This window comes from Winogradskyella sp. PC D3.3 (assembly GCF_054366245.1).
The window spans coordinates 89046-102182 of the sequence record NZ_CM135962.1; the positions used below are offsets into that span (position 1 = coordinate 89046).

Below are 13137 nucleotides of genomic sequence, written 5' to 3' on the forward strand. Positions count from 1 at the left end.
TTCAATATGCAATCAACCAAGAACCTTACCTAGTTTACGAGACAACAACATCTTAAGACCAACGTAGTCTTTTACATCCTCCATTACTGCACGTATATCAACATCTTCCTTTAAGGTGTCATTTTTATATTCGGCAACTTTTTGGTCAATTAAATGACAACGCAAACTTAAGATGGTTTGACTCACCAATTGTGAAACCGAATCTTTCTTTTCTTTAGGTATAATTAAATTCCGCTCCCAATCGTGAAGACTATAACGTTCATCTTCCATTAAAATACTCGTTACTAAGCTTGCTGACTCTTGATCTAATTGGTTGATAAAATTTTTGGTAGAAAACCCTTCTTCCTGGTTCAATTTATCGATTATGGAATAATACAGCACTTTAAACTGTGGATTAGAGAACTGCATTTCATCCTCTTGAAGATCTAAATAAATTTTTTCGAATACCCGTGCTTCGTGTTTTGTTGGCTCCAGCACTAACTCACCTGAACGTTCATCTTCTTGTAGAATTAAATCTTCAAATTGTTCGGTTCTATCACCATAAAGCATCAATATTTCAATAATTTTCTTTTCTAATTCGTATTGAACATCAACTTTTGCTTTATTTTCAGGTTCATTCCTTACAACTTCAAATGGTGGTTGTTCAGGATAAAAGGACGGTTTTGATTTACTATTATCCTTAGCTTCTTTATTATTGATTTGCGCCAAAGTACTAAACAGTACATTCTCACTAATATCCATAATTCGCGCACATTCCTGAATATAGATTTCGCGTTTTATTTGATCTGGAATCTTAGCAATACTATTTACAATATCGCGAATCGTTTCTGCTTTCTTAATAGGATCATTATTAGCTTCTTTTACTAAGAGCGACGCTTTAAATTGAATAAAATCTTTAGCGTTATTCTTAAGATACTCCGTCAGCTCTTCTAATGTATTTGATTTAGAAAAACTATCCGGATCTTCACCATCTGGGAACGTACATACTTTTACGTTAACTCCTTGCTCTAATATTAAATCAATACCACGGATAGAAGCTCTAACCCCTGCTGCATCACCATCAAAAAGTACCGTAATATTATTTGTTAAACGGTTTATTAAGCGAATTTGATCTGGAGACAAAGCCGTCCCTGAAGAAGACACCACATTAGTAATACCTGTTTGATGAAATTGAATAACATCAGTATAACCTTCTACCAAATAACAATTATCCTCCTTCGCTATACTTTGTTTAGCATGATACAACCCGTATAAAATCTTACTTTTATGATAGATTTCGCTTTCTGGTGAGTTTAAATATTTAGCTGCTTTTTTATCATTAGTTAAAATACGTCCACCAAACCCAAGAACGCGCCCACTCATACTCTGAATAGGAAACATGACCCTACCTTTAAAGCGATCGAAACGTTTCTCGCCTTTTACGATTGTTAAACCTGTTTGTTCTAAAAATTTAAGTTGATACCCTTTACCCAAGGCATCATCTGTAAAGGCTTGCCACTCGTCTAATGAATAACCTAGGTCAAATTTCTTAATTGTTTCTTCCGTAAATCCACGCTCTTTAAAATAGCTTAAACCAATTGCTTTACCTTGATTGGTTTTATGCAATACATTCTGAAAATAACTACTTGCATACTCACTCACCAAATACAAACTTTCTCTCGTATCGGCTTGCGCTTTTTCTTCGTCAGTGCGTTCCGTTTCTTCTATTTCAATATTATATTTTTTAGCTAAATATTTTATAGCCTCAGGATAAGTAAAATGCTCATGCTCCATTAAAAAGGTAACCGCATTACCACCTTTACCACTCGAGAAATCTTTCCAAATTTGCTTTACTGGAGATACTACAAAACTTGGAGAACGTTCCTCACTAAACGGACTTAAACCTTTAAAATTCGTTCCTGATTTTTTAAGTTGGACAAAATCTCCAATAACCTCTTCTACACGAGCGGTTTCAAAAACTTTTGCTATGGAATTTTGTGATATCATACTTCAGAGTATTCCTGTACAGACAGAAAAACATTTTATTAAAATTTACAGCATATTGAGGCTTCTTGTCGATTTAAGAATAACCCATTTGCAAATTTAATATAAACCAAGGGTATTAAAAATTTATCATTGAATTAAACTTTTTTCATTCTTTAACGATGACCATGTATATAGTGTTACAGCCTCTACTCTATTTTATCTCCTTTTTCACCTCGTCATAACACTTTCAACTATTGAACTAAAAATAGTAGCACATAGCCCTCAAATAAAAGGCCTTAACCTAAACTAGACTAAGACCTTTCTAACACTCAAAAATTGATTGATTGATTGATTGATTGATTGATTGATTGATTGATGACTTAATCCATATCAAAACGCAATCCTACTGAAATATTATTTTGATCTATAGCTTGGTTTTTAAATATTGGATTCAGGTCGTACTTTACATATAATGCGATATCTCCCAAAGCCACATAACCACTTAAACCATAAACAAATTCGCTTACTTCAAAACCATCACGTTGTTTATTTTTTACTTTATTCCCATCTTCTTTGTATCTTAATTTTTGCATATTGCCAATATTAAGTCCGGCGTAACCACCTAAACCTACTTTTAATTTTTTATAAGTAGAATATCTAAAGTAATCCTTTTTTTCAATCTTTTTAGATGGTCCAAATTCTATATGCACAGGGAATACTAAGTTTGTAGTTCTAAACTTAGCTTTAGTTAAATCTAGAGGAAATTCTTGAAGTGCAATCTCACCATCCGTATTCACTAAATAATTGTTGTCTTTCATCTCAAATTTATTCCACTGAAATGAAAACCCATACTTTAACCTCCAGAAATTAGTATTCTCAAAAATTCTTGTTTTCCAGGCATAACCTAATTCAAAGAAATCTGAACGCCCTATTTTATACGGTGAATCATCTAGACTCTGACCTTCAATTAAAGCATTATTAAAACCTAAAGCAAACACCACATTAGTTGTTGTACGTCTATCGTATTTTCTAGGCTTATCATTTGATTTCTCACCAAAATAAATAAAGCTTTCTTTCTCTTCTTCACTTCCACCAATTCTAAGGACTAATCCATCTCCTTCCCCATCTTCAACATTATAGTTATCTTCATTTCGTTCGAGCAACGCAATTTTATTATCTATAATCGCTAAACGGTTTTCGATATTTAAAGCTCTATTTTTCGCAGCCTCTTTTTTCAATTTTTCAGCTTCTGCTGCTGTGATATCACCTTCATCTAAACGACGGTTAATCACTGCTATTTCAGCCTTTAAAAATTCACGTTCCTCATTCTCAATATTTGTTTTGAGCTCATTCAGTGCGTTAATTTTTAATTGATTTGTTGATGTTTGCGTGCTGTCAATCTTAACCTCTTGTCCTTGTAGTGTTGTAAATATTAGTGCGATTACTAAGCTGACTACTAATCTTGTAATTGTGTTCATAATTGTTCGTTTTTTGATTTAATGATTATTGATGTTTACTTCGGCCACGCTAGTAACCCAATTAATTTAATTCTTGATTTAATTATTTCGATCTGCAACTGCCGTTTTTACGGTTTCATAACTCTCTTTTAAAGCCTCAAACACTCTACTTCTAAACGATTGCCCCATTTCGTCTTCTACACTCATTAGTAAAGCGTTGGCATCTACTGTTTTGGTAGTTTCGCTACGTAAGGTTTCTTTAAATAATTCTTTGCTTACCACTTTCAATAAAGAATCAATTTCTTGATCCGTAACTGCGACTTCTTCAGTCTTTAAACTTGCTATGGCATCGGAGACAGCTAGTTTCAACTTAGCTTCTTCTAACAGGTCCTGAGCTTCATTATTAAGCGATCTATCCTGATTTACACGCCCCCCTTCATCGGTGGAATTAGTTTGATCTGCTAATTGTGTTTTGGGTTCAGACTTTTTAGATACAACGGTTTTATAGTCTATAATTTTAGAAGTCTTATTAATAGGTAACTCTGCTTTTTTAGATTCACTCCGTTCTACGCTATTGTCTTCATTTGCAATTTCAATAGATGCTTTAGGACTTGATTTAAGCATTTCATTATTCAATTGGTTATCAACAGACTCTTCTTCAACAATTTGAGGTCTCACGTTTTCCGATTCATTCGAATTAAAAAACTGTACTGATATCGCAACCATAATTAATAAGCCTGCAGCAATACTTAACCACCAAAAAATTGGTGCTTTAGATTTTTTTTCATCAGCCTCTAGTCGTTCGGATAGTTTTGACCAAGCTTCTGATGATGGAGATAAGGTTCGTTTCTCGAGCTTATCTTTTATATTTTCCTCAAACTTAATTGGTGCCATAACTGTTGTTATTTAATTCTTTTAATTTTTTCTGAAGCATCTGTCGTGCTTTAAATAATTGCGATTTAGAAGTCCCTTCAGAAATTTTTAATAATTCGCCAATTTCATTGTGTTTATACCCTTCTATCGCATACATTACAAAGACCATTCGGTAACCTTCTGGCAAACCATCTATAAGTTGTTGTATTTCTGCAACTTCAATATTTGTATTAATGTTGTTTGATGAACCTTGATCTAAAAAATCATCTTCAACAGCGAATTCAATTTTCTTTTTTTTCCTTAAATAGGATATGGATTCTCTTACCATAATTCGTCTTATCCAACCTTCAAAGCTGCCTTCATGTTTATAGGTCTTCAAATATTTAAACACTTTAAAAAAACCATTCAACATTACCTCTTCAGCTTGGTGCACATCCTTAATATAGTATCTGCAAACACTCAACATTTTTGGAGCATGCAACTCGTACATTATATGCTGTGCTTCACGATTTTTGTTCGCTGCACGCTCTATGAGTTTTGTTTCGTTTTTATGAAGTTGTATAACTTTCATGGTTGGGTTTAAATTCTGAATACGTTCAGATGCCTTTCTATTTATAAAGACGCAATATTGTAGCCAAGGGTTGCCTAGTTAATAAAAAATAATTACATTAATTTCTAAAAACCTAACAATCAACTAAATACCAATAAATTAATCTAATTTATTTTTTAGTTTTCCAATCACTATGCCATTTAGTAGAAACTATTGTTTTCATTTTGGGCTCCTCATTTGAAAACATCATTTTAAAATACCCTAAAGTTCCAAGCCCAAGCATCACTGAAAAGAAGACTAGTAAAAGGGTTACCCAGGAAGGTACTGTGTTACCAAAGAATATTCCATAGATCAGTAGTACATTAAAACCAATCATAAGAAATGGAATAAAAAAGTAAAGTCCAACCTTGGCAATTGTATCTTTATAACCTGTCATATCAAAATTAAAAGCATACATAACAATACCTACACATAGAAATGAAAACATAATACAGAAGATAAATGCACCTATAAATTTAATTACGAGATTAAAACCAAGTGTAATAACCTTATCTGATGCTTTATCATAATTAACCCTATAAACATCTCCAATTTGCATCTCTGACGCAGAAAAATCTAATTCTCGCTGAATCAACTCATTATCATGCGTCACAAATCTTACTGTTGGAGTGTACATCATATACGAGCTACCATCATCTGAATCGTGATGTACTTCGGACGTAAAGCTAACGACTGTTGATGTATAATTTTCACCCGACGTTAGCACGGCGTACACATCAGAACCAGCACTATACATAAAGAATAATGAACCGATAGCCAAACTATTAACAGAAAGTATAACTAAACCTATATAACCAAAAGTCATACAGCCACTTTTACCTAATCTTTTTACAAAAAAATAAGTGAGTACTAAGGATACCAGTACCCCAAACAGAAGATAAACAGAATTGACACTCATAGCGTTCGCTTTATAAAAAAGCACTAGTTCATAGCGCGAATTATAACATATAGATTGTTTAATTACTTAGATATAATAAAACCTTATTTCTTACGATCAATTACATAATCGACCATTAGCTTTAGAGAAGCTCTATATGGTGACTCTGCGTAATTTGCTAATATCGTTAAGGCCTCTTCTTGAAACGCTTTCATTTTAGCTACTGCATAATCCAAACCTCCATTAGCTTTTACAAAAGCAATAACCTCGTTGACTCGTTTCTTATCTTTATTATGATTTTTAACCGAATTAATTAACCACGACTTCTCTTTTTTAGAACAATTATTAAGGACGTAAATAAGAGGTAACGTCATTTTTTGCTCTTTAATATCGATACCTGTTGGTTTGCCTATAGCCTCTTTTCCGTAGTCAAACAAATCATCTTTAATCTGAAATGCCATACCAATTAATTCACCAAACTTTCGCATCGATTCTACTTCTGGCGAATTTGGTTTTACAGAAGCAGCCCCCAAACTACAACAAGCCGCAATTAGAGTGGCTGTTTTCTGCCTGATGATTTCGTAATATATGTCTTCAGTAATATCGAGTTGTCTGGCTTTTTCAATTTGAAGTAATTCTCCTTCGCTCATTTCACGAACAGCGACAGAGATAATTTTTAGTAAATCGAAATCATTATTATCTATAGAAAGTAATAACCCTTTGGATAGTAAAAAATCACCAATAAGAACGGCTATTTTATTTTTCCAGAGTGCGTTAATAGAAAAGAAACCACGTCTTCGGTTACTATCGTCCACCACATCGTCGTGAACCAATGTTGCCGTATGAATAAGTTCAATAACCGAAGCCCCTCTATAGGTGCGTTCACTTACCTCACCATTATTCATCATTTTTGCGACTAGAAACACAAACATTGGTCGCATTTGCTTTCCTTTTCGGTTAACAATATAATGCGTAATCCTGTTGAGAAGCGCCACCTTACTAGCCATAGAGAGTTGAAACTTTTGTTCAAAAAGATCCATCTCGTAGGCAATAGGTAATTTTATTTGTTCGGTTATCTTCATTTTTAGTTTAAAATAATGCGAAATTACAAATTCTATTAGTATTTATTCCTAATAATAGGAATTATAGGATTTTAACTTTTATTAGTCAAAAAAAACTGTAATTTAGTATCACTATTAACTAAAACATTAAAACACATGAAAAAAATTACATTATTCGCATTAGCTTTAGGCTTAAGCTTTAACACTTTCTCACAAAACATTGTTTGGTCAGATGACTTTAACGATCTTGACATCTCAGATTGGACTTTAATTGATGCCGATGGTGACGGGTATAATTGGGATGTTGTTCAAATTGTAGACTTAAACGATCTTCCTGTAGGCACACCTCAATTAAGGTCAGCATCATACATAGGTGGATTAGGAGGTCCAGGTGCAATTAATCCTGATAATTGGATTATAACACCAGCTATAGACTTAACCTCTGCTTCTGGTACAATTGCATTCAACTGGCAAGTTAAAGCTAGTGACGCTGACTATGACGCAGAAAACTACACGGTGTATGTGTCTACAGGAAACACAATTACTGAATTTATGGCTTCTGCCACATTATTTAACGAACCGACCTTAGACGGAGTTAACGAATTAACAGACCGAACTCTAGACATCTCTTCTTTTGCAGGAGAAACAGAAGTATACATTGCTTTTAGACACTTTGGAGTATCTGATGAGTTCACAATGGAAATTGATAATGTTGAAGTAAACGCTGAAACAGTATTAAGTATTGATGATGAAGAATTAAACACTTTTAGCTACACTTATAATTCTACTAATGATCGTTTAAATTTAACATCGGTTAATTCTTCATTTGAAAGTGTTCAATTATTTAACATTACAGGACAGCAAGTTTTAGATTTGAAACTTTCAAATACTAACGAATCTATTGATTTTTCTAATTATTCGAATGGTGTTTATTTGGTTAAAGTAAATACAAACAATAGCTCTAAAACTCTTAAAATAATTAAAAGCTAATAAAGCGCTTATATTTTAATCTTTAAGAACCACGAGAATATTTACAATTATAAATATTTTCGTGGTTTTATTTTACTCCTAATAACCGTTAAGCTTCACTAATGAAAAAAAATATCTTACTTTTTTTGATATCCTCTCTTCTATTTCTTCAATGCAAATCTGACGTAGATGAAATTGAAACATTACCAGAACTCAATGATAACATTACAATTTACAATCAAGAAAGATTTCTTGATGGCTACACATTAATAGCACCTGTTACTTCAAAAAGCACATACTTAATAGACATGGAAGGATATGTTGTAAAAAAATGGACCTCAAATAATCTTCCCCTATCTGTCTATTTAAATGAAGATGGTACATTAATTAGATCCTATAAAACAGACAACCCAAATTTTCTTGTCGGTGGAAAAACAGGTGGAATAGAAATGTTTGATTTTGAGGGTAATATTATATGGGACTGGCAATATTCTACTGAGAATTATATACTTCATCACGATTTAAGTGTATTACCTAATGGACATATTCTAGCTACAGTTTGGGATAAAAAAAACGCATCTACTTCTATAAATAATGGTCGTAATCCTAATTTATTGTTAGATGACTCGGTATTAGCTGAGCGTATTATAGAGGTTAAACCTATAGGATCTAATAATGCCGAGATTATTTGGGAATGGAGTATTTGGAATCATCTCATTCAAGATTACGATAGCACAAAACTTAATTATGGAAATATTTCTGAACACCCAGATCTTATAGATATTAATTTTACAAATGGCTACAGTAACCTAAGTCACTTCAACTCTATTTTCTATATCGAAGAATTAGATCAAATAGTCGTCAGTAGTAGAAAATTTAATGAATTAATGATTATTGACCATTCTACCACTAGTACAGAAGCAGCTTCTACAACAGGTGGTAACTATAATAAAGGCGGACGTTTACTATACAGATGGGGGAACCCTTTAGCATATAAAAGCGGCACTATCGAAGATCAAAAATTATTTGGCCAACACGATGTAAGATATATGAACAACACAACACCAACTAATGGCGGTAATTTTTTAATATTTAATAACAATATTTCGTCTAACATGTCTAGCGTTGTTGAGATACTAATACCTCAAAATACTGATGGATCATACAATTTGTTACCAAATTCTAATAACTTACCATTAGATTACTCATGGTCTTATCAAAGTACCGCAATCTACGCACCTCGAGTTTCTGGAGCACAAAGACTAAGTAATTATAATACACTAATTACAAGAGGTACCGAAGGTCGGATCATTGAAATTGATATAAACAAAACCATTGTTTGGCAATATGACATCCCCTTAGAAGTTAATGATGTTTTCAAATCTTATAGATATGCAAAAAATTATCCTGCATTTGAAAATCAAGACTTATCAAAATTAAATATTGAAATAGAATAATTAACTTCATATCTAAGTTACTACACAAAGCAAAGCGTACCTTAGAATTCTTTCAAGACTGCTTAATCCCAACAGACAAAAAGTTAAATTTTAAATAGATTTTCACTTTTTGTAATTATCATCAGCACCATATTTCAAAGTTATAAACTTAGAATCCTCTAATATGGCTATGACTAATATTAAAATCTACTCCCTACTAGGCGAACCTGTTATTTCTAGATTATTGTCCTAACACACCTGAAGCTATTAATGTTTCGTCTTTAACAGATGGTGTTTATTTAACTAAAGTAACTATTAATGATCATTTTAAAACGATCAAATTCGTTAAGAACTAATCTCTATTATATAAATTAAAAAAGCGGCAATTGCCGCTTTTTTTTATGCCTTGTTACACAACGACTGTCGCCGTAAAATACAATTTAGACATTCTTAAAAAAAAACAGAGGGCTTAATTTTTTAAGCCCTCTGTTATACTATTAATAAAAAATAATAAAATTATTATTCTTTTATAAACCTCTTAGTTTGAGAAGCACCATCAGTTGAGTTAATAGTCATAATATAAACTCCTGAAGTTAGATTAGAAATATCAAATGTATTTGTATTGCTAAAATCAGAGTTTTTTTGTAACACTACTTGACCCAAGTTATTAAAAACTTCAACACTTTTAATTGAGATATCAGACGCTAAAGTAATTGATCCTTTTGCTGGATTAGGAAAAAGCGATACACTAGCAAGTTCTAACGCAACAACATCATTTAAACCTAACAACTGATCTGTAGCTGAAGCTTTAAATTTATAATCATCTATTGTATAATTTGCTGCAATAGTGTTTCCTGTTGTACCAAAGCTAAGAAAATCAACTTCATCTATTGTCATACCAGGTAGAACATTAGCTGCATTATTAAAAAAAGCATTAGTATCATTAAAGCTCGTTTTCCATCTTATTTCACCCGTAAGTGTGTTGTAAGAACATCCCACTGATAACCATGTATTAGCTGGTAATATCAGATCGCTATCATCAGCGCCTAATGAAAAACCATAAAGGTCTGGCACGCCGCCAACTGCTAAAGTTGCCAATCCTGAAAGCTCCATAGTAGCAGGATCAAACTGTATCGCTACAGCACTAGCAGCTGCACCAGCATTTGTACCAGCAATTACAGCTCTAAATGGTGCAGCACTTGAAGAACTACCCGTATAAAACATAAATTCTAGCTCGGCGATATTATTACCTAATGTTCGTCCGCTCCATTCTGTAGCAACCGGCTTGAATAAATAACGCACACCTGCGTCACCATTAGGACTTACAATCTGAGCTCCTTGAGAACCATTGTATCCTGACGCTATAACTTGAAAATTAGAACTAGCAGAATTTGTTGTTGTTGTTGGGTCAGCACCATTAGTTCCAAAAACGTAAAATCCACCTTGACCAGCAGTCGCACCAGTAAGGTCTTCACTAATGTTACCTAGGGTTAAACCATTAAAGTCTTCAGACTGTAATGTCTGTGAAAAAGCTGTTAAGCTAAATGCAAATAATAAACTAAAAAGTAATTTTGTTTTCATAATGTATATGTTTTTTTCTTAATTAAAACGAAAGGTAAAATAAAAAACTAGTGCGCAAAAAAAATACTACAACTTTAACTTTTATTTGCCAACTGTCCGCATGCCGCGTCTATATCCTTTCCTCTACTGCGTCTTACCGTTACAGTGATGTTATTAGCCTCAAGAACACCAACATACATATCTATAGCTTTTGAACTAGCTTGTTGAAATTCGCCATCATCAATTGGATTGTATTCTATAAGATTAACTTTACTTGGTGCGAATTTGCAAAACTCAACTAAGGCTTCAGCATCTTTACGCTTATCATTAATACCGTCCCAAACTACATATTCGTAAGTAATTCTATTACTCGTCGCCGCGTACCAATATTGTAGGGCTTCTCTTAAGTCGTTAAGCGGAAATGTAGCATTAAAAGGCATAATAGATGTACGAATCTCATCTATTGCAGAATGTAAAGACACCGCTAACTTAAATTTCACATTATCGTCTGCCATCTTCTTAATCATTTTTGGCACTCCAGAGGTTGATACCACAATTCGTTTTGGAGACATGCCTAAACCTTCAGGTGACGTAATTTTATCGATTGCTTTAAGAACGTTATTATAGTTCATTAAAGGTTCTCCCATTCCCATAAAAACGATATTACTCAATGGTCTGTTGTGGTATAATCTGCTTTCATTATCGATAGCAACTACTTGATCGTATATTTCATCTGGATTAAGATTTCGCATACGTTTTAAACGCGACGTTGCACAAAACCTACAATCCAAGCTACAACCGACCTGAGACGACACACAGGCTGTTGTTCTGGTTGCTGTTGGTATAAGTACTGATTCTACAATTAAATCATCGTGAAGCCGTACAGCGTTCTTAATCGTACCATCAGAGCTACGTTGCATCTGATCGACTTTAATATGATTAATCACAAAGTTATCTTCTAGCATTTGCCGTGTTTCTAAAGATACGTTAGTCATATCTTCAAAACTATAGGCCGACTTTTGCCATAACCATTCGTACACCTGATTACCTCTAAAAGCTTTATCTCCTTGCTTCACAAAGAAATCTCTCAATTGATCTTTAGTTAACGCTCTTATATCTTTCTTTTTTACTTCCATTGTATGCAAAAGTACTTAAATGAATTTGGTTTTCTCTTAAAATAAAAAAGCCTCAATAAAGAGACTTTTTTTAATATTTTATGATTGTTGTGCTTAGATGATTAACATAGCATCTCCATAAGAGTAAAATCTATACTTCTCTTTTACGGCTTCTTCGTATGCTTTCTTCATAAAATCATGACCAGCAAATGCTGATGTCATCATTAGCAACGTCGATTTTGGTGTATGGAAATTAGTAATCATACAATTAGCAATACTAAAATCGTAAGGTGGGAATATGAATTTATTCGTCCACCCTTGAAATTCATTCAATCGACCATTAGATGACACCGAACTTTCAATTGTACGCATCGACGTTGTACCCACAGCACAAATACGTTTTTTCTTTTCGATACCTTCATTAACAATATCTGCGGCACTTTGTTTAATTATAATTTCTTCACTATCCATTTTATGCTTAGATAAATCTTCAACCTCAACTGGGTTAAATGTACCTAAACCAACATGTAAAGTAACTTCTGCTGTTTTAACTCCTTTGATTTCTAAACGTTTCAATAAGTGCTTAGAAAAATGCAACCCTGCCGTTGGTGCGGCAACAGCTCCTTCATTTTTTGCATAAATTGTTTGGTAACGCTCTTCATCTTCTGGCTCTACCTCTCTATTGATATATTTTGGTAATGGTGTTTCACCGAGTTGCGTCAATTTTGTTCTAAAGTCCGTGTAAGATCCATCATAAAGGAAACGTAACGTTCTACCTCTAGACGTAGTGTTGTCTATAACTTCAGCAACTAAAGTCTCATCGTCACCAAAATATAATTTATTACCAATTCTTATTTTACGAGCAGGATCTACTAATACATCCCAAAGACGTTGATCTTGATTTAACTCACGTAGTAAAAACACTTCAATACGTGCTCCGGTTTTTTCTTTATTACCAAATAAACGTGCAGGAAACACTTTGGTATCGTTCATAATCATCACATCACCTTCATCAAAATAATCGATAAGATCTTTGAATTGTTTGTGTTCAATAGTTTGTTCCGCTCTATTAAGCACCATTAGTCTTGATTCATCTCTGTGTTCTGCAGGATGCTCAGCTAATAATTCGTCTGGAAGGTCAAAATGGAAATGTGATAATTTCATGTATATTATATTTTTTTCGAATTGCAAAGATACAATCTCAACATAGGCCT

General features: G+C 33.3%; 12 protein-coding genes. 3 read left to right on the forward strand and 9 right to left on the reverse strand.

From position 1 onward, the window contains the following. Positions 1-12: 12 nt before the first annotated feature. The 6 genes from dnaG to ACXGSQ_RS00450 form a co-directional block, all read right to left on the reverse strand. Positions 13-1986, reverse strand: coding sequence for a DNA primase (gene dnaG / locus ACXGSQ_RS00425; protein WP_458627695.1), 1974 nt, complete (start codon positions 1984-1986; stop codon positions 13-15). Positions 1987-2345: 359 nt separating this feature from the next. Next, on the reverse strand, positions 2346-3443 hold the full coding sequence (locus tag ACXGSQ_RS00430; protein WP_458627696.1) for a hypothetical protein: 1098 nt from the start codon (positions 3441-3443) through the stop codon (positions 2346-2348). A 78-nt stretch (positions 3444-3521) separates the two neighbouring features. Beyond that, positions 3522-4316, reverse strand: coding sequence for a hypothetical protein (locus ACXGSQ_RS00435; protein WP_458627697.1), 795 nt, complete (start codon positions 4314-4316; stop codon positions 3522-3524). Then, positions 4303-4866: an RNA polymerase sigma factor gene (locus tag ACXGSQ_RS00440; protein ID WP_458627698.1), complete on the reverse strand. Its 564-nt coding sequence runs from the start codon at positions 4864-4866 to the stop codon at positions 4303-4305. The genes ACXGSQ_RS00435 and ACXGSQ_RS00440 overlap by 14 nt, the downstream gene beginning before the upstream one ends. Positions 4867-5014: 148 nt before the next feature. Further along, the gene (locus ACXGSQ_RS00445; RefSeq protein WP_458627699.1) at positions 5015-5803 is read right to left on the reverse strand and encodes a hypothetical protein; all 789 of its coding nucleotides are present in this window, start codon (positions 5801-5803) and stop codon (positions 5015-5017) included. An 83-nt stretch (positions 5804-5886) separates the two neighbouring features. Next, entirely contained in the window at positions 5887-6864 is a 978-nt protein-coding gene (locus tag ACXGSQ_RS00450) for a polyprenyl synthetase family protein (RefSeq protein WP_458627700.1), read from the reverse strand. Between the two features lie 135 nt (positions 6865-6999). On the opposite strand from ACXGSQ_RS00450, the gene ACXGSQ_RS00455 reads away from it, so the two are divergent. From ACXGSQ_RS00455 to ACXGSQ_RS00465, 3 genes are all read left to right on the forward strand, one after another. After that, positions 7000-7833 (forward strand): T9SS type A sorting domain-containing protein, encoded by an 834-nt coding sequence (locus ACXGSQ_RS00455; RefSeq protein WP_458627701.1) that lies wholly within the window; start codon positions 7000-7002, stop codon positions 7831-7833. A gap of 101 nt (positions 7834-7934) precedes the next feature. After that, complete coding sequence (locus ACXGSQ_RS00460) at positions 7935-9269, forward strand: aryl-sulfate sulfotransferase (protein ID WP_458627702.1); 1335 nt, start codon at positions 7935-7937, stop codon at positions 9267-9269. Between the two features lie 245 nt (positions 9270-9514). After that, positions 9515-9604, forward strand: coding sequence for a hypothetical protein (locus ACXGSQ_RS00465; protein WP_458629296.1), 90 nt, complete (start codon positions 9515-9517; stop codon positions 9602-9604). Positions 9605-9767: 163 nt separating this feature from the next. Here the strand turns inward: ACXGSQ_RS00465 and ACXGSQ_RS00470 are convergent, their stop codons facing one another. The 3 genes from ACXGSQ_RS00470 to queA all read right to left on the reverse strand — a co-directional run bounded on the left by ACXGSQ_RS00470 (position 9768) and on the right by queA (position 13087). Further along, a complete protein-coding gene (locus ACXGSQ_RS00470) occupies positions 9768-10829 on the reverse strand; it encodes a T9SS type A sorting domain-containing protein (RefSeq protein ID WP_458627703.1) in 1062 nt (353 codons plus the stop codon). A gap of 74 nt (positions 10830-10903) precedes the next feature. Beyond that, positions 10904-11944 carry a 23S rRNA (adenine(2503)-C(2))-methyltransferase RlmN gene (gene rlmN, locus ACXGSQ_RS00475; protein WP_458627704.1) on the reverse strand — a complete coding sequence of 347 codons (1041 nt, stop codon included), beginning with the start codon at positions 11942-11944 and terminating at the stop codon, positions 10904-10906. Positions 11945-12037: 93 nt separating this feature from the next. Next, complete coding sequence (gene queA, locus ACXGSQ_RS00480; RefSeq protein WP_458627705.1) at positions 12038-13087, reverse strand: tRNA preQ1(34) S-adenosylmethionine ribosyltransferase-isomerase QueA; 1050 nt, start codon at positions 13085-13087, stop codon at positions 12038-12040. Between the last annotated feature and the right edge of the window lie 50 nt (positions 13088-13137).